The 16094-nt window shown below is 68.1% G+C and carries 27 protein-coding genes, 1 tRNA gene and 1 pseudogene; 6 read left to right on the forward strand and 23 right to left on the reverse strand.

The window, feature by feature from the left end; translation table 11 throughout:
- Position 1: 1 nt before the first annotated feature.
- From ACQUQF_RS03715 to ACQUQF_RS03810, 20 genes are read right to left on the reverse strand one after another with little or no spacing between them, the layout of a single operon-like run.
- Complete coding sequence (locus ACQUQF_RS03715) at positions 2-442, reverse strand: 50S ribosomal protein L19e (protein WP_435175840.1); 441 nt, start codon at positions 440-442, stop codon at positions 2-4.
- Positions 439-1149, reverse strand: a complete 711-nt coding sequence (locus ACQUQF_RS03720) for a 50S ribosomal protein L32e (protein ID WP_435175842.1) — start codon at positions 1147-1149, stop codon at positions 439-441. Before ACQUQF_RS03720 ends, ACQUQF_RS03715 begins: the two co-directional genes overlap by 4 nt.
- Before the next feature lie 3 nt (positions 1150-1152).
- On the reverse strand, positions 1153-1689 hold the full coding sequence (locus tag ACQUQF_RS03725; protein ID WP_435175844.1) for a 50S ribosomal protein L6: 537 nt from the start codon (positions 1687-1689) through the stop codon (positions 1153-1155).
- A 4-nt stretch (positions 1690-1693) separates the two neighbouring features.
- A complete protein-coding gene (locus ACQUQF_RS03730; RefSeq protein ID WP_435175846.1) occupies positions 1694-2086 on the reverse strand; it encodes a 30S ribosomal protein S8 in 393 nt (130 codons plus the stop codon).
- Positions 2087-2088: 2 nt separating this feature from the next.
- Positions 2089-2271 carry a 30S ribosomal protein S14 gene (locus ACQUQF_RS03735; protein ID WP_435175848.1) on the reverse strand — a complete coding sequence of 61 codons (183 nt, stop codon included), beginning with the start codon at positions 2269-2271 and terminating at the stop codon, positions 2089-2091.
- The gene (locus tag ACQUQF_RS03740) at positions 2268-2792 is read right to left on the reverse strand and encodes a 50S ribosomal protein L5 (RefSeq protein WP_435175850.1); all 525 of its coding nucleotides are present in this window, start codon (positions 2790-2792) and stop codon (positions 2268-2270) included. Before ACQUQF_RS03740 ends, ACQUQF_RS03735 begins: the two co-directional genes overlap by 4 nt.
- Complete coding sequence (locus ACQUQF_RS03745; protein ID WP_435175852.1) at positions 2789-3523, reverse strand: 30S ribosomal protein S4e; 735 nt, start codon at positions 3521-3523, stop codon at positions 2789-2791. Before ACQUQF_RS03745 ends, ACQUQF_RS03740 begins: the two co-directional genes overlap by 4 nt.
- Positions 3520-3876, reverse strand: coding sequence for a 50S ribosomal protein L24 (rplX, locus tag ACQUQF_RS03750; protein ID WP_435175853.1), 357 nt, complete (start codon positions 3874-3876; stop codon positions 3520-3522). The genes ACQUQF_RS03745 and rplX overlap by 4 nt, the downstream gene beginning before the upstream one ends.
- Complete coding sequence (locus ACQUQF_RS03755; RefSeq protein ID WP_435175855.1) at positions 3873-4271, reverse strand: 50S ribosomal protein L14; 399 nt, start codon at positions 4269-4271, stop codon at positions 3873-3875. Before ACQUQF_RS03755 ends, rplX begins: the two co-directional genes overlap by 4 nt.
- Positions 4271-4735, reverse strand: a complete 465-nt coding sequence (locus ACQUQF_RS03760; protein ID WP_435175857.1) for a 30S ribosomal protein S17 — start codon at positions 4733-4735, stop codon at positions 4271-4273. Before ACQUQF_RS03760 ends, ACQUQF_RS03755 begins: the two co-directional genes overlap by 1 nt.
- Positions 4726-5109 carry a ribonuclease P protein component 1 gene (locus tag ACQUQF_RS03765; protein WP_435175859.1) on the reverse strand — a complete coding sequence of 128 codons (384 nt, stop codon included), beginning with the start codon at positions 5107-5109 and terminating at the stop codon, positions 4726-4728. Before ACQUQF_RS03765 ends, ACQUQF_RS03760 begins: the two co-directional genes overlap by 10 nt.
- Before the next feature lie 7 nt (positions 5110-5116).
- Positions 5117-5338: a 50S ribosomal protein L29 gene (gene rpmC / locus ACQUQF_RS03770; RefSeq protein WP_276279470.1), complete on the reverse strand. Its 222-nt coding sequence runs from the start codon at positions 5336-5338 to the stop codon at positions 5117-5119.
- Entirely contained in the window at positions 5338-6273 is a 936-nt protein-coding gene (locus ACQUQF_RS03775; protein ID WP_435175861.1) for a 30S ribosomal protein S3, read from the reverse strand. Before ACQUQF_RS03775 ends, rpmC begins: the two co-directional genes overlap by 1 nt.
- Complete coding sequence (locus ACQUQF_RS03780; protein WP_435175863.1) at positions 6273-6734, reverse strand: 50S ribosomal protein L22; 462 nt, start codon at positions 6732-6734, stop codon at positions 6273-6275. The genes ACQUQF_RS03775 and ACQUQF_RS03780 overlap by 1 nt, the downstream gene beginning before the upstream one ends.
- 4 nt (positions 6735-6738) lie before the next feature.
- Positions 6739-7164 (reverse strand): 30S ribosomal protein S19, encoded by a 426-nt coding sequence (locus ACQUQF_RS03785; protein ID WP_435175865.1) that lies wholly within the window; start codon positions 7162-7164, stop codon positions 6739-6741.
- A gap of 1 nt (position 7165) precedes the next feature.
- Positions 7166-7885, reverse strand: coding sequence for a 50S ribosomal protein L2 (locus ACQUQF_RS03790; protein ID WP_435175867.1), 720 nt, complete (start codon positions 7883-7885; stop codon positions 7166-7168).
- Positions 7886-7888: 3 nt separating this feature from the next.
- Positions 7889-8143, reverse strand: coding sequence for a 50S ribosomal protein L23 (locus ACQUQF_RS03795; RefSeq protein WP_435175869.1), 255 nt, complete (start codon positions 8141-8143; stop codon positions 7889-7891).
- Positions 8140-8886 (reverse strand): 50S ribosomal protein L4, encoded by a 747-nt coding sequence (gene rpl4p / locus ACQUQF_RS03800; RefSeq protein WP_435175871.1) that lies wholly within the window; start codon positions 8884-8886, stop codon positions 8140-8142. The genes ACQUQF_RS03795 and rpl4p overlap by 4 nt, the downstream gene beginning before the upstream one ends.
- 3 nt (positions 8887-8889) lie before the next feature.
- Complete coding sequence (rpl3p, locus tag ACQUQF_RS03805; RefSeq protein ID WP_435175873.1) at positions 8890-9906, reverse strand: 50S ribosomal protein L3; 1017 nt, start codon at positions 9904-9906, stop codon at positions 8890-8892.
- Positions 9907-9910: 4 nt separating this feature from the next.
- On the reverse strand, positions 9911-10801 hold the full coding sequence (locus ACQUQF_RS03810) for a putative RNA uridine N3 methyltransferase (RefSeq protein WP_435175875.1): 891 nt from the start codon (positions 10799-10801) through the stop codon (positions 9911-9913).
- A 213-nt stretch (positions 10802-11014) separates the two neighbouring features.
- Between ACQUQF_RS03810 and ACQUQF_RS03815 the strand changes: the two genes are divergently transcribed.
- The 6 genes and pseudogenes from ACQUQF_RS03815 to ACQUQF_RS03840 form a co-directional block, all read left to right on the forward strand.
- A tRNA-Gly gene (locus ACQUQF_RS03815) sits at positions 11015-11085 on the forward strand.
- 192 nt (positions 11086-11277) lie between these two features.
- Positions 11278-11760, forward strand: coding sequence for an Lrp/AsnC family transcriptional regulator (locus ACQUQF_RS03820; protein ID WP_435175877.1), 483 nt, complete (start codon positions 11278-11280; stop codon positions 11758-11760).
- A gap of 134 nt (positions 11761-11894) precedes the next feature.
- Positions 11895-12308 (forward strand): DUF7344 domain-containing protein, encoded by a 414-nt coding sequence (locus tag ACQUQF_RS03825; RefSeq protein WP_435175879.1) that lies wholly within the window; start codon positions 11895-11897, stop codon positions 12306-12308.
- Positions 12305-12541 carry a hypothetical protein gene (locus ACQUQF_RS03830; protein ID WP_435175881.1) on the forward strand — a complete coding sequence of 79 codons (237 nt, stop codon included), beginning with the start codon at positions 12305-12307 and terminating at the stop codon, positions 12539-12541. Before ACQUQF_RS03825 ends, ACQUQF_RS03830 begins: the two co-directional genes overlap by 4 nt.
- A 326-nt stretch (positions 12542-12867) precedes the next feature.
- Entirely contained in the window at positions 12868-13263 is a 396-nt protein-coding gene (locus ACQUQF_RS03835; protein WP_435175883.1) for a DUF7575 domain-containing protein, read from the forward strand.
- 70 nt (positions 13264-13333) lie between these two features.
- Positions 13334-14188 (forward strand): annotated as a pseudogene (locus tag ACQUQF_RS03840) (RAD55 family ATPase); the annotation flags it as partial.
- Between the two features lie 30 nt (positions 14189-14218).
- On the opposite strand, the gene ACQUQF_RS03845 reads toward ACQUQF_RS03840, so the two are convergent.
- The 3 genes from ACQUQF_RS03845 to mch all read right to left on the reverse strand — a co-directional run bounded on the left by ACQUQF_RS03845 (position 14219) and on the right by mch (position 16025).
- Entirely contained in the window at positions 14219-14419 is a 201-nt protein-coding gene (locus ACQUQF_RS03845) for a hypothetical protein (protein WP_435175885.1), read from the reverse strand.
- A gap of 166 nt (positions 14420-14585) precedes the next feature.
- A complete protein-coding gene (locus tag ACQUQF_RS03850; protein ID WP_435175887.1) occupies positions 14586-15074 on the reverse strand; it encodes a hypothetical protein in 489 nt (162 codons plus the stop codon).
- 18 nt (positions 15075-15092) lie between these two features.
- A complete protein-coding gene (mch, locus tag ACQUQF_RS03855; RefSeq protein ID WP_435175889.1) occupies positions 15093-16025 on the reverse strand; it encodes a methenyltetrahydromethanopterin cyclohydrolase in 933 nt (310 codons plus the stop codon).
- Between the last annotated feature and the right edge of the window lie 69 nt (positions 16026-16094).

Below are 16094 nucleotides of genomic sequence, written 5' to 3' on the forward strand. Positions count from 1 at the left end.
GTTAGTAGTTGTTCTCGATGTAGTTCAGCAGGTACTGGACGCTGCGGAACTCCCCGCCCTTCGCCTTGTCGTAGAGGTCGCGGTACTGCGACTGGGTGATCTCACCCTCGGCGCGGAGTTCGCGCAGCTTCCGTCGCTGCGCGCGGATCGTCTGCTGCCACTGTTCCTTCCGCTGCTGGCGGCCGCCCGACTTGCCCTTCCGGGAGCCGGGGCCGCTCTGGTGGCCGTAGTCGCGCTTGGCCTTGCGCTTGCGGGCGCGGCCGCGCGAGTTGCCCTTCTCCTCCTCGGCGCGGATCGTGCCCTCGTCGACGAGCTCGCGGATGTCCTCCCGGGTGATGGCCTCGGCGATGTCGGCCTGGGCCTCCGGGTCGAACCACACGCGGCTCTCGCCGACGTCGAGCACGTCCGAGGCGAGTCGCTTCTGTGCGCTCAGGTCAGTCATTCTTCGACCTCCACTTCGACGTAGGTCGGGTTCAGGACGCGGATCCCGTTCTCCTCGGCCTGTTCCTCGATGCGCTCGCGCTTGCGGGCGCCGACCTTCGAGGCGATGCGGACCGCCTCGCGGTCGCCGTCGACGCCGTCGAGGTCGTCGACGTTGTGGACGCGGACCTCCTCGAAGCCGCTGGGGTGCTTGCCGCGCACCTCGGTCGGGGTCCGGAAGCCGGCCTCGACCTTCGGGCCCTTGCCCTTGACGCCGCGGCGCTGCTTGCTGAGCTTGCCGCGCGGGCGGCGCCACGAGGTCGGCGTCCGCTTCTTCTTGTGGTAGTCCTGCCGGTTGAACTGCGGCTTGCCGACCCGCTTGCGCTGCTGGAGGAGCTCCTCCTCGCGCTCGGTGAGGTCGGGGGTCTTCTCGACCAGGCCGCGGGGCCGGAGCTCGGTCTCGGCCGCCTCGGCCTCCTCGGTTTCGGGCTCCTCCGGCTCTTCCTCTTCGATCTCGGCCTCGGTCTCCTCCTCGACCTCGAGCCCGCCCACGTCGGCCTTGATGCGGGCCGCCAGGGCGTTCCCGATGCCTTCGACCTCGGCGAGGTCGTCCTGCGTCGCCGCCTTCACGTCCTCGACGGACTCGTAGCCGGCGTCGCGGAGCGCGTCGGCCTTGCTCGCGCCGACGCCGCTGATGTCCTCGAGCTCCTGGGGTTCGTCGTCTGCCATGCGTTAGACACCTCCCGTCTGGGGTTTCTCGGTGATGTAGACGCCGTCCTGGAAGACGCGGGTGTCCTTGCCCTGCACGCGGGTGAGCTGCTCGATGTCGGCGGCCGTCTGGCCGACGTCCTCGATGCTCGGTCCGCTCAGGGTGAGGACCTCGTCGTCTACCTCGACGGTCGTGTCACCGTGGATGTTCGTCCGTCGCGGCGCTCGCTCGCCGAGGAAGTTCTCGATGACCACCTCGTCGCCCTCGGCGCGGACCTGCATCGGGAAGTGGGAGTAGAACACCTCCATGGTGTACTCCCAGCCCTCGGTCACGCCGTGGAACATGTTGCGAACGTGGCTCTCGAACGTGCCCACGGTCGCGTTGGTCTTGGCGTCGTCGGCGTCGGTCTCGATGACCACGTTGCCGTCCTCGACGGTGACCGAGACGTCGGGGTACCAGAGGCGTCGGGTCACCGACCCCTCCGGCCCCTCGACGGTCAGGTCGAGGTGGTCGATCTCGGCGGTCGCGTCGTCCGGAATTTCGAGTTCGATTCGTGTCATTGTTCTAGTAGACGTACGCGATGACCTGGCCACCGACGCCCTCCTCGCGGGCCTCGTAGTGGCTCATGACGCCGCGGCTGGTCGTGACGACGAGCGCCCCGTAGTCGCGGGCGGGGAGGAACCGCTTCTCCCACTTCTCGAACTCGTCGGCGCCCGCCGAGTAGCGGGGCTTGACCGAGCCGCACTCGTTGATCGCGCCCTTCAGTTCGACCTCGAACTTCCCGGCCTTGCCGTCGTCGACGAACTCGAAGCCGTCGATGTACCCGCGGTCGTAGAAGACCTCGAGCACGCTGCCGATCTCGTTCGAGGCGGGCTGTACCGTGTGGTCCAGGTGACCGACGCTCTCGGCGTTGTCGATGCCCGAGAGCGCGTTGGCCAGCGGATCGTTTCCTGCCATGATTATCGGTACTTCTTGAATCCCATGCTCCGGGCGATCTCGCGGAAGCACTGCCGGCACAGGAAGATGTCGTACTTCCCGACCAGGCCCTGCTTGCGGCCGCAGCGCTGGCACTCCTCCATCTGGCCGGTGCGCTTGGCGGCGTGCTCGCCGGTCGCCTCGGAGTCTGTTTCACTTTCGCTCATCGTTCGACCTCCACGTCGTAGTTCGCTTCGAGGTACGCGATGGCGTCCTCGGCGCTCAGCTTGTGGTTCGACGGGATCGACCGGGTCACCTTGTCGCGCTTGCTGACGCGGTAGCCCGGCCGGACGAGGTTGACCGTCACGTCGAGCCCGTAGATGCCGACGTTCGGGTCGTACTCCTGGCTCGGGAACTCGGTGTGCTCCTCGACGCCGAAGCTGAAGTTGCCGGTCTCGTCGAACTGACGTGCGGCGATGTCGGCGAGCGGGAGCGCCTTCTCGAGGAACGCCTCGGCGTCCTCGTCGCGGAGGGTCACCTTCGCGCCGATGGGGTCGCCCTCGCGGATGCCGAACTCCGGCTTGGTCGCCTTCGCGAGCGTCCGCACGCTCTGCTGGCCGGTGACGTCCTCGAGGATCTCCTCGGCGTCCGCGAGCTCGCGGCCGCCCTCGCCGACGCCCATGTGGACGACGACCTTCTCGACGGTCGGCTCGCGCATCTCGTGGAAGTCGGCGTCTGCTTCGCTCATGCGGCCTCACCTCCGTCAGCTTCGTCGGCCTCGTCGCCGCCGACGAAGTTCTCGTCGATGACGACGACGTACTCCTCGACCGTCTCGAAGGTGCCCTCGCCGTCGAGGCGCTCGACGATGACGTTGTTCGAGCCGCTGCCCGGCGTCACCTGGATCTCGGCGACCTCGCCGACGTCGCCCGCGTGGGCGCCCCGGACCGCGGTCACGAGGCTGCCCTCCTCGTAGGGGAAGTGGGCGACGACCTCGTTGTCCTCGTTGTCGACGACGATGGAGTCGCCCGAACCGTACTCGTCGTCCTCGACGAGCAGGTTCTGCCCGTCGTGGAGGTTGAGCTGGGTCCGGCCGCCGGCGACCTTGGTCTTGTCCTCGATCTTGCCGAGCTTGCTGCCCGCGGCGTCGGCGTCGATGGGGGTCAGCGCGAGCCGACCGCCCTCGTCGGGGAACACCCGGTAGTACTCCTCGCGCTCGGTGAACGCGACGATGTCGAACATCCCGATGGGCCGGTCCTCGGCGACGTTCTCGTCGCCGTTGACCAGCACGTTGCCCTGATCGAGGGCGTATCGGGCTTCCTTCCGGGACTGGACGTAGCCCAGCACGTCCCGCAGCAGGATGAGCAGCGGGACGCCCTCCTCGCCGTGGGGGCCGGCGTCGGCCTTCACGGTGAAGGTCTCGGTCTTTCGCTCGACCGGCCAGGACTTCGGAACGGAGAGTCGCTTCTGGTGTTTCGTCATTCCTCATCACCTCGGAGGCGCGCCTCGCGCCGGTCGTCCTCGAGGTCGAGGTCGACGACCCGGAGGTTGCTCGCGTCGAGCGGCCGGGGCACTTCCTCGCCGTCGGCCTTCTCGACGGTCACGTCCTCGACGCGGACGACCGCGTCGCGCAGGTCGACGTCGATGACCTCGCCCTCCTCGCCGGCGAAGTCGCCGCGCATCACCTCGACGGTGTCGCCCGCGTTGACGCGGACGCTGCGGGCGTCGAACTCCTCGCGGAGGTCGTCGGCGAGCGTCGCCTTGACCTGCTCGTGTCGCTCGTGGAGCGGGGCGCGCTCGGTCTGGTTTCGCTGTTTGCGTGGTTGCTGAGTCATACTATCATCGTAGCGGTGCTCGCGATGCTTCCGAACCGCTCGGCGACCTCCCGCGCGATGGGACCCTTGATCTCGGTCCCGCGCGGTTCCTCGACGTCGTCGATGATGACGGCCGCGTTGTCCTCGAACTTGACGCGGGTGCCGTCGGGGCGCCGGATGGGCTTGCGCTGGCGGACGATGACCGCCTCCAGCACCTGCCGTCGCATCTCGGGGGTCCCCTTGGTGACCGAGACGGTCACCTTGTCACCGATGCCCGCCTTCGGGTGGCGGTTCTTGGTGCCGGAGTAGCCCGAGACGCTGATGACCTTCACCTCGCGCGCGCCGGTGTTGTCGGCGCAGGTGAGCAGCGAGCCCTTCTCGAGCCCCTGCGTGACGTCGGCCTTCAGCGCCTCCATCAGTCGTCACCTCCGACGTCGGGCTCGTCGCCCTCGGTCTGGGTTTCGGGCTGCCGGTCGGACGCGGACCCCTCGGTCACGTTCCCGGCCGTCGTCTCGCCCGACGGTTCGCCGTGTTCGGTGCCGCCCGCGCCGAAGCTCCGCGTCGTCTCGAACTGCTCGACGACGACGTGGCTCTTGGTCTTCGACAGCGGTCGGGTCTCTGCGATACGGACCGTGTCGCCGACTTCCAGTTCCATGCAGTCCGGCGCGTGGGCCGGGACGCGGGACCGGCGCTTCATGTACCGGTCGTACTTCGGAACCGGAACGTCGTACTCGCGCTCGACGATCACGGTCTTGTCCATGTCTGTGGAGGCGACCTCTCCTTCGAGGGTCTGGCCGCGCACGGAAAGCGTTCCGTGGAACGGACAGTTCTCGTCGGAGCAGGTCCCCTCCGGCTCTGATACGTTCAGTCCTATTGCCATTGAGAGTCACCTGCCTTCTCGGTGCGCAGTGCGGGTCGTGAGAGCAGTCGCGCGCCATCCACCGTAACGTAGGCCACGCCCTCGCGAGGGCCAGACTGACCGGAGCGGACTCCGGCAGTTTCCGACCCACGTTCGGACGCGGTCCCCGATTCCCTCGCGGGAACGGCGGCTTCATCTGTGAGCGCGAACTCGAACGTCGAGCCCTGCTTTTGCACCTGTCGCACCCGGTCGGCGGACGCGACGCTCAACGTGCCCAGCGTCTCGGCGACGACCCGGCCCTCGATACCCACGAGGTCGGGGTTCGCCGCGTCGGCGACGCGGACGTGGAGTCCGTTGAGCTCGTGTCGCGTCAGCGTCTCGGGTGTGAGTGGCATGGTTGGGTTATTCTTCGTCGGTGTCTTCGAGGTCGCCTTCCTCGCGCTGGACCGTCTTGATCCGCGCGATGGTCCGGCGCAGCTCCTTGAACCGGCCGGGGTCCTCGGGGGCCCCGCCGGCCGCCTTCACGGCCTTCGCGTTGAGGAGCTCGGTCTCGAGGTCCTCGAGCTCGGACTCCCGCTCGGCGGGAGTCATGTCGCGGATCTCCTCGGTGTGCAGGATCGCCATTACTGCTCACCCTCCTCGTCGTCGCCTTCCATCTCGTCCATCAGCTCCTCGGCCTCCTGCTCGACCTCTTCCTCGAGCTCGTCGAGCTCCTCCTCGGCCGACTGGTCGGACTCCTCGTCCGCCTCGGCCTCGGATTCGGACTCGGCGGTCTCGTCCTCGATGACCTCCTCGACGACCTCCTCGTCGATCTGCTCCTCGCCGGCCTCGGCGGGCTCCTCGCCCGCGTCCTCGTCCTCGCGGAGCTCCTCGAGCTCCTCGTCGGTCGGCTCCTCGAGCAGCTCCTCGACGCCGGCCTGCTCGTTGGCCTCGACGGCCTCGGGGGCGATCTCCTCGACGTCGGCGTCCTCCGAGACCTCGAAGTCGTCGGGCAGGTCGGCGCCCGGCGGGATGATCTTCACGTCGACGCCGATGGTGCCCAGCTTGAGCACCGCGACGCCCTGGCCGTGGTCGACGATGTCCTCGGCGGGCTCGCCGTTGTGCTTGATGTACCCGCGGTTGAACTTCTCGACGCGCGAGCGGGCGCCCGTGACCTTCCCGGAGAGGACGATCTCGGCGCCGAGCGCGCCGGCGTCCATGATGCGGTCGATGGTCGTGTGGCCGGCCTTCCGGAAGTACCAGCCGCGCTCCAGCGCGTTGGCCAGCCGGTCCGCGACGATGCGGGCGTTGAGGTCCGGCTCGTCGACCTCCTGGACGTCGATCTGGGGGTCGTCGAGCTCGAACCGCTCCTCGAGCTGGCTCGTGATCTTCCGGATGTTCTTGCCGCCCTTGCCGATGACCATCCCGGGCTTCTCGGCCTTGAGCACGATCTGGGTGCCCATCGGCGTCGGGGCCATCTCCATGCCGCCGTAGCCCGCGCGGCCCAGCTCGTTCGCGAAGAACTCGTCGATCTGGGACCGCTGCAGGCCCTGGTCGATGAACTCCTGTTCGTCTGCCATTATTCTTCGACCTCCTCGAGCACGAGTTCGACGTCTACCTCGGGCGTATTCCACGCGCTCGCCCGTCCCATCGCCCGGGGCTTGCGGCCCTGGACCTCGCCGACCTTGTGGGCGGCGACGTGCATGATCTCCATCGACTCGCCGTCGAAGCCCTGCTCGTCGGCGTTGTTGACGACGTTCTCGATCAGGTCGAGGAAGGCCTCGCTGGCCTTCTCGGGGAAGCGACCGGCGTCCCAGCCGTCGATGTCGCTCCGGTGGCCGACGCCGCTGTTGTGGGACTTGAACGGCACCGACCGCTCGCCGTCGACGACCGCCTCGAGGTACTCGGTGGCCTCGGCGGCGGTCATGCCCTTGATCTCGCGGGCGATGGCTTTGCTGTGCTTGTGGCTCATGTGCCGCTCCCGGAGCATCCCCTTGGCGGTGGTGTCCGGGTCGGTCTCGACGCTGTAACTGATTCCCATGGTATCACTTGAGTGGCACGAACTTCGAGGAGCGAGTCGCGCCGATGCCGGCCTGTCCGTGTTCGACCTGCTGGCGGGTCAGCTGGAACTCCCCGAGGTAGTGGCCGAGCATCTCCGGCTCGACGTACACGCGGTCGAAGCTCTGACCGTTGTACACCGCGAACGTCAGGCCGACGAACTCGGGGAGGACCGGCATGTTCCGGAGGTGGGTTCGGATCGGGTCGTTGGCCGTCTCCTCCTCGGTGGCCTCGCGGGCCTCCGCCAGCAGCTTCTCCTGCTGGGCGGACAGGCCGCGCTCGATGGTTCGCCGCTGCCGTGCGGGAAGCAGTTCCGCGACTTCGTCCAGGCTCATGTCCTGCAGCTCGTCGAGCGTGTGACCGCGGAAGGTGAACTCACCCTCGCGGCCGGTTCGGTATTCGCCTTCGCTCATGCTAGTTGCCTCCCCGTCCCGTGCGCCGGGACGAGATGTCCCCGACCTTCCGTCCCGGCGGCGCGTTCCGCGAGACGGACTTGGGCTTGCCGGGGTGCTGGCGGCCCCCGCCGCCGAACGGGTGGTCGACGGCGTTCATCGCCACGCCGCGCACGTTCGGCCACTTGGTGCCGCGGGCCTTCATCTTGTGGTACTTGTTGCCGGCCTTCACCATCGGCTTCTCGGTCCGGCCGCCGCCGGCGACCACGCCGATGGTCGCCCGGCAGTCGGGCGAGAGCCGCTTGACCTCGCCGCTGGGCAGTTCGACGACCGCGGCGTCGCGGTCGTGGGTGACCAGGTTCGCGGCCACGCCGGAGGCGCGGGCGAACTTGCCGCCGTCGCCGGGCTGGCGCTCGACGTTGCAGACCGGGACCCCTTCCGGGATCTCGGCCAGCGGCAGGGTGTTGCCCTCCTTGATCTCGGCGCTGACGCCGACCTGGATCTCCTCGCCGACGCCGACGCCCTCGGGCACGAGGATGAGGCGCTGCTCGCCGTCCTCGAACTCGACGGCGGCGACCGGCGCGCTCCGGGCCGGGTCGTGCTCGATGTCGACGACCGTGCCGGCCACGGTGTCGACGTCTTCGGGCTTCTTGTGCGTGAGGTCCGCCTTGTATCGGTGCGACGGCGCGCGGAACGTCGGGCCGCCCCGCCCGCGTCGCTGTCCCTGGATTCGTCGTCCCATGTGTCAGAACACCCCGATTCGCGAGGCGACTTCCTGGGCGTCGTCGTCCTCGGAGAGCCGGACGGTCGCCTTCTTGTCGCCGTTCATCGTGACCATCGTGTTGATCTTCTCGATGGTGACGTCGTACTGGTCCTCGATCTCCGCCTGAATCTCGGGCTTCTCGGCGTCGAGGTCGACGATGAACTGGAGCTTGTTCTCGAAGTCCATCTCGTTCATCGCCTTCTCGGTCACCCACGGGTACTCGATGACCGACGTCATCGGTCGGCCACCTCCTCGAGGGCGCTCTCGGTCCAGACGGTGAGCCGTCCGGGGTGCGTGCCGGGCGCGAGGTCCTCGGCGTTGACCTCGTGTGCGGTCGCGACGTCCGCGCCCGCGAGGTTGCGGGCGGCCTTCGAGGGCTCGTCGCTGGTCACGAACAGGATCGACTTGGGGGTCTTGTACTTCCGACCCCGGGTCGTCCCCTTGCCGGCCCGCACCGACTTGTTCTCCTCGGCGCGCTCGACGTCGGCGTGGATCCCGACCGCTTCGAGGAACGAGACGACCTCGTTCGTCTTCAGGAGGTCCTCGAACTCGTCGCTGACGACCAGCGGCAGGTCGAGGTCCTCGTCGAAGCGGTGGCCGCGCTCGGCCACGAGGTCGGCGTCGGCCGTCGCGGCGACGGCCGACCGGACCGCCTTCTTGCGCTCCTTCGTGTTGATGTCGAGCGTCCGGTCCTTCTCTTCCTTCGGCGGGTGGGCCTTGCGACCCCCGACGGCCTGGGGCACGCGGGCCGCCTGGCCGTTCGCCCGGGGGACGTGGGCCATCCCGCGGCCGCTGCCGGGCGACTCCGCCGAGGTGCGCATCCCGGCGTAGTCGTCGGCGCCGTAGTCCTGCTTCCGGTTTGCCTGCGCGGCGAGCACGGCCCGCTTGATGAGGTCCGGCCGGACGGTCTCTTCGAAGACGTCCGGCAGGTCCACGGAGCCGTCTTCCTCGCCGTCGAGGTTTCGTACTGTAGCCTGCATAGATTATCCCTGGTTCGATTCCGTGCTCACGTACCGCACCTCGGGGTCGAGGCGCGGCTGGTCTTTCGGCCGGATGGCCGGGCGGAAGCGCAGGAGCCGCTTGTTCGGACCGGGGACCGACCCCTTGACCAGCGCGTACGAACCGTCGACCTCGCCGTAGTTGACGAAGCCGCCGTCGACGTTGACGTCGTCGCCCTCACCCAGGTCGATGAGGCGCTTGTTGAGTTCGGTGCGCTGGTGGTAGCCGGTCTGGCCCTGCTGGGGCACCGTCGAGCGGACCCGGGACGGGTTCCACGGACCGAGGTTGCCGATCCGCCGGCGCCATCCCTGGCGGGCGTGCTTGCCCTTCCGCTTCTGGACGCCCCATCGCTTGACGGGACCCTGCGTCCCCTTGCCCTTCGTGACGCCGCTGACGTCCATGTACTCGCCCGCGCGGAACACGTCGTTCATGGCGTGCTCCCCGCCGTCGGCGAGCAGGTCCAGCGCGAAGTCGACGCGGTCGCCGAGCGACCCGCCGCCGACGCGACTCTCCATCACGTCGGGCTTCTTCTTCGGCACGCTGGGGATCTCGTCAGGGACGGTGTGGGTCACGACGCGGACGTCGGCGACGTCGCCGTTCTCGACTGCCTCGCGCAGTTCGTCCTCGGCGGCGTCGGCGTCGTGGTCCTCCGGCACGTCGAGCGTGCGCGAGAGGTCGTCGTGGAACTCGTCGCCCCACACGTCCGTCAGCGGCTTCTTGCCGTACGGCGTGTCTTCGTAGGCTCGCAGGGCGACCGCCCGCATCGGCGGCGTCTCCACGATGGTGACGGGGACGGTCTCCTCCATCCCCTCGCGGGGGGAGTCGGACTCGTCGTTGACCATCACCACGTGGGTCATGCCGACCTTGTAGCCCGCGAAGCCCTGGAGCGACGGGTTGCCGTCGCCGTCGGGCCACGAGTTGAAGCGCGGCACCTCGCTGGACGCGCGCTTGCGGGGGCCGAAGCCCATCGAACCTTTGCGTGGTCTGCTTGTTTCTGGCATCGTATCACTTCTCGTTGAGGTTCAGGCAGCCGAGCGCGGCGAACATCGCCTCCTCGGTTCGCACGACGTCGCTGCCTTGATTCGGAACCGCGTTCAGCCAGAGGTCGAACCGGCCGGGTGCGCCGTGTTCGACTCCGGACTCCGCGTCCGCCCCGTCCTCCCGGTCGTCGCTCGGCCATCCGTGGTCGAGCGAGTCGGTCGGGAGGTCGAGCATCTCCGGCAGCCCGCGACCCGGTGAGCCGAACGCGACGGTCATGCCGTCGCGGTCGACGCGGCCGACCACGTCGGTCAGCCGCCGGGTCGTCAGCTCGACCCCGTGGCGGGACGTCGCGATGCGGACGCCCGCGTCGTCGCGGTCGAGTGCCGCCGGGAGGTCCGCGCGCGTCACCGACAGGCCCGGAACGGGCTCGTCTACGAGTTTCGCGCGGACCGGACTTCGCGAAGAGATCCTGACGGTAACGCGCTCCCCCTCGCCGACCGCCATTTCTGGCGGTGCGACGAGGGAGATCGGGTGTTGCAGTCCGCAATTGACCCGAACGCGCCCTTCAGGTCCGACCTCGGTCACGATTCCCTGTCTTAACGACCCCGAACCGTTCGATTCGGAGCCGGTCAGTGAGGGGGCGCGGAGCGGCGGCAGGACGCCCGCGTACTCCAGTTCGTCCCGCTTGCCGAATACCTCCTTTCGGAGGTAGGGCGGCGTCGCGGCGTACTCCAGTACGGTGCTTACGAACCCGCCACCCCACTTCCGCTCGCCGTCGCGGTCCGGAAAGACCACGAGGCGGTCGGCCCGGAAGACGATCGCCGCGCGGGCGACGTAGCCGAGCTTGCGAGTCGCCTCGCGTTTGTCCTCGGCTTCCCGGACGAGGGATGACGGAACGAGTACGCTGACGGTCATACCGTGACGCTTCGACGCCCCGTCACTAGACTGTAGCGAATCGTACCGGCTTGGTTCTTAAAAGGGTGCCGCTTTCCGTCAGGGAGTGGGAGCGGGTCACAAAGCCCGTGCCGGCGGAAATCGAAGCTTGAACCGTGCCACCGTCCCCCGATTCTCGTGCGTTTCGGAAGCCTTATTTAGTGGCCGGGCATTATCTGGAAATGCAGTCGCAGGGCGCCGGTAGTGTAGTGGTATCACGTGACCTTGCCATGGTCGCAACCTGGGTTCAAATCCCAGCCGGCGCACTTCTCCGCTTTCAGACTCCGCGTAGCCCGGTTACCGCAGTTCGCCCGTTCTTCGGAGATCCGTGCGACGCCGACACGGTTCGGGACACCGCGATGGAGCGACGAACCCGCTGGAGACGGTGTCTCGTCGACCGGAGTCGTCACCCGTCCGTCGGCCAATACTCATGGATACGGCTCTGGATAGAGTAGTACATGGTCAGAGAAGACGCCGAGACGCTCGACTATGCACTCGATGACGTCGACCGGGGCATACTGTACGCACTCCAGCGGGACGCCCGGAACAGTACCGCCCACGAAATCGCCGAGGAGGTCGAGGTCTCTGCCAGCACCGTTCGGAATCGCATCGCGAACCTCGAAGAGACCGGCGTTATCGAGGCCTACCAACCGATCATCAACTACGAGAAAGCGGGCTACCAGCTTCGCGTGATCTTCGTGGCGACTGTCTCGACCGACGAGCGGGCGCGACTGGGCGCAGACGCCCTCTCCGTCGAGGGCGTCATCGACGTCCGGGAGATGATGACCAGCCAGCGCAACCTCTTCATCGAGGTCATCGCCCGCAACACCCGCGATTTGACCGCCATCACCGAGGAGCTGAACGATCTCGGTCTCGAGATCCTCAGTTCGGAGATCGTCGTCGCGCATCACTTCCAAGCGTTCGGTGACCTCGAGTTCTAGCTAGTCGACGCCGATATTCCAAGAGTAATACTGGCAAATAAACGATATCCACACGTAGAATAGCTAAAATCCACAACCAGCTAGTTGCGGATGCAACAATCTTTATCCAGATTCTCGTGTTAGTCTCCGCCAAGGTGTCTGACGATATGTTCAGCGAACGTGGCGGTGAAACCGGGAGAGAGCTCGACCAACTGTTTCGGCTCTTGGCCGACAGACACCGACGCTATACGCTCTATTATCTCGACGCAGCCGAGTCAGACGTCGTCACACTCGACGAGATAGCCCGCTACATCGCCGAGCAAACACACACGGACGCGGGGGACCGAGAGCGGTCGAACGAGATCACGCACGAACGGCTCCGAACGCGCCTCCACCACAACCACCTGCCGAAACTGGCGGAGACCAGCCTCATCGAATACGACGCTCGCAGTCAGACCGTCCGCGACTGGGGCGAACCGTCCCCGATGAAGTGGGCACAGTACAACCAGAACGAACTACCGCTGCTCCGGTCGCTGTTCTGTACGTCAGCCACGGAGAGGAGGGTATGAAAGTCGCCGTCGCACACGAGATCAGGACGGGAAACTCCGATTGTTATCACGTCCTGAACGACGCGGCGACCGCGAGCCTCTGTGGGTCGATAAACGAAGAGAGTCGGTTCGCCTCCGACGTCGCAGAGGTGCTACCTCGGGAGTCGGCGGAACGACTGGGGTTGGCCATCTGCGGCCGGTGTTCCTACCTCGTCGACCAGCAACCGGTCGACAGGCCGGCGAACGTCGACTGACGCTCGTCTCGGCAGCGGGGTTCATCGCCTTCGGTTGGGCGAATCACAGCGTTCTACCGGGAGTCTCCGAGCGAGTCCGCCGAATCCAAATCGGTATTAGCGCTCGCTCCCTTGTAGCGTGCGATGGGGTACCTACCGCGCGTCGGCGGCCGGCGCGTCCTGCTGGCGCTCGGGGCGGTGTATCTCGGCGCCAGCGCGGTGTTTCTGCTCTCGTCGGTCGGCGGCGACCGTCGGCCGGGCGCGCGGGCGCTCTGCGGTCGTCGACGGTGTCGGCGCGGCGGAGCGCGACGAAACATTGATTCGTGACTAACTGGTCAGTTAAACACATGGGACGGACGCAATCTCGCACGCGACCCTGGCTCGCCGCGGCGCTGGGCGTGGCCGTCACGGGGCTGGGCCACCTCTACCTGCGCCGATGGCGGCGGGCGGCCGGGTGGCTGCTCGCGGTGTTCGCGACCGGCAGCCTCCTCGTGCCCGACGCGGCGCTCCAGGCGCTCGCGACCGGCGAGCAGTTCCCGCTCGTCGAACTGCTCCCCGTCGTTGCCGTCAGCACGCTCAGCGTCGTCGACGCCTACCTCCTGGCGGTGAGCGAGCGGTTCGGCGCAGAGTACGACGACGATGACCGCACGGCGTGTCCCCAGTGCGGTCGGCCCGCCGACGCCGACCTCGACTTCTGCCAGTGGTGCTCGACCCGGCTGGACGACCGGAGTACGGACGCGTAGACGGGCCGTCGGAGTCGATAACTCCCGGCATCGAGGCTGCTGAAGGCGAAAGACCCAAGCACCCCGCTCGAGACGCCTTAGGACGGACATGGACCGAGTTCCGTTCGGCGTCTCCCGGCTCGACGACATCATCGGCGGCGGCGCCCCGCCCGGCAGCGTGGTCCTGCTGGCGGGCGAGGCCGGCGCCGGCGCCCGCGAGTTCTGCTACACCGCCGCAACCATCAACGGGCTGGCCCACACCGACGCCGAGGCGTTCGACCTCCACTACGGCGAGGTCGACGACCGGGCCGCCGTGCCCGAGGACATCCACTACGTCTCGTTCACCGCCAGCGGCGACGAGCTCCGGCGCGAGATCGAGTTCACCATGAGCGAGGAGCTCGTCCGCGCCGGCGTCGAGGCCGTGGACTTCGCCGACTTCAGCCAGGAGTACTTCCAGCTCTCGGCCATCCCCCGCGAGTGGTACACCCGCAGGACCCAGACCATCACCGACCTCGGCCGGGGGAGCGACCGCCGGGGCGTGCTGGAGGCGCTCGGCGAGTACCTCACCGAGCACGCCGCGGCCAACCTGGTCGTCATCGACTCGCTGACCGACCTCGCCCGCGCGCCCAACGAGCACCTCGACTGGAGCGACATCACCCTGCTGGTCAAGGGCCTCCAGAAGGCCTCCCGGGCGTGGAACGGCCTCATCCTCGTGCTCGTGAACCGGGAGGCGATGACCGACACCCAGATGGGGAGCCTGATGGGGGCGGCCGACGGCACCATCGCCTTCGAGTGGGAGACCGGCGGCAGCGAGCGCGACCGGGTGATGTTCGTCCGGGAGTTCCGCGGCGTCCTCCCGCGGCTGGAGGCCGAGGACATCGTCCGGTTCGAGACCGAGATCCACGACGGCGGCTTCGACGTCAGCAACGTCCGGAAGATCCGGTGAGGTCGACAGGTCAGCGCTCTGCCGGGACGCTCACCCCGCGAGTCGGTGGTAGCCGTCTCGCAGGAGCTTCCCCGCGCCGACGACCGTCAGGACCGCGGCTCCGAGCACCACGCCGGAGTGGACGCCGGGAAGCAGCGGAAGCGGCGTGTAGCGCCCCAGCATCAGCAGCACGACGGCGACGAGCCACAGGGCGTACAGACCGACCGCGGTCCGCCGGAGGGCAACGAGCATACGTCCGTCCCCGTCGGAGAACCCCTTATTCCTGTCGAATCTTTAACTTGAATGGCGCAGCACGCGTCAGACGGCCGATCCGCTCGCGACCGCGCGACCGTTCCGGCCGTGCGACGCTCTGACCGCGCGACTGTACACGAATTCCGCCGTTACGAATCCGACCGGGTCACGCGGCCTCGTACTCCCCGTCGACCGCCTCGGCCAGTCCCAGCAGCACCGCCCAGTCCAGCAGGCGCTCCACTCGCTCGCCCCAGATCTCCTCCCACGAGTTCGGGTTCTTGTGGTGCTCCCACGTCGGTACCTCGTCGCGGAACCGCTCGAAGACCTCGTCCGCGGAGAGCGACTGCTCGGCGTCGGCCAGGATTTCCAGTACCGCGTCCGCCCCGAAGACGCTCTCGCGGAACCGCCCGCGGAGGAGTTCGGGGTCGGGGTCCTCTCGCGTGCGTGTGAACCCCGTCGCCCGCTCCTCGGCCAGCCCCAGCGCCCGCAGGAAGGTCAGCCACGTCCGGGCCGCGTCGCGGCTCGGCAGGTCGGTCCGGTCGAGCAGCCGGGCGCAGCAGTCGTCCTCGCTGCCGGGCACCAGCGGGACCGCCCGCTGGGCGGTGGCCACGAACTCCAGGTCCGCGGGCGGTTCGGGAACCAGTTTGAACTTCATCGCTGTCGCACCCCGAGCTCAGAGCCCGAAGCTCTCTGCCAGCAGGTCCTCGTCGCGCTCGCCGACGACGTGGGTGTCGCCCCCGATTACGTCGACGGTCGCCTGGGCCGGCGCGAAGACGCTCTCGTCGACCTCGTAGAAGTCCCAGTCGACCGACTCGAAGATGTCGGCGAAGTGGGTGCCGTACTCGTCGGTGGCGGTCGAGACGACCTCGTCGAACCGGTCGAACTCCTCGCGGACCGTGAGGTGGACCCGCCCGCCGTACGCCAGCGCGTCGTTGGTGCGGGCGATGGCGGCCTCCTCGTCGCCCGCGACTGGCGCGACCGGCGCCGACCCGGTGGCGCTCACCACGTCGAGGGGGTCGTAGCCCAGCTCCGAGAGCCGGAACACCGCCATCTCGGCCGCGCGAGCCGCGACGCTGACGCTGCCCGCGACGCTCGCCGTGGGGACCGACGCGAGGAAGACGCTGCCGGGCTCGATGCCCGTCAGGTCCGAGACGTGCTCGGCGACCGACTCGGTGGGGTAGTCGCCGCTCTCGACCGCCAGCACCGCGAACTCCGCGACGTCCTCGTAGCCGACGCGGGCGAACTCCTCCTCCTCGGCCACGAGCGCCCGGGCCGGGCCGCTGCCCAGGCCCTGGAAGTCGTCGGTCGCGACCTCCCAGCCGGCCTTCTGCGAGCAGAGCAGCGCCAGCGCGGGGTGGTCGCTCGTGAGCTCGACGTGCCGGAGCGGCGCGCCGGCCACCTCGTCGAGCCGGGTCTGGACCGTGGCGAGCCCGGCGGTCTGCAGTTCGGCCAGCAGCAGGCCGGCCTCGACGCCCCCGTCGAACTCGTGGCCGAAGTCGAGCACGGTCGCCCCGTTGTCGAGCTCCCGGGCGCCGATGTCGAGCTCCTCGGCGAAGTCGAGGGCCTCGTCGGCGAGCTCCAGCGCGTTCCGGTTCAGGCTGTCCATGGGCGTGGGTTGGGCGTCACCCCGTAAACAGTTTATCAGTCGGGGTCGGCCCGGCCTCGCCGATCGGCG

It is taken from the genome of Halorussus sp. AFM4 (assembly GCF_051194995.1).
In the GTDB taxonomy this organism is placed as follows: domain Archaea; phylum Halobacteriota; class Halobacteria; order Halobacteriales; family Haladaptataceae; genus Halorussus.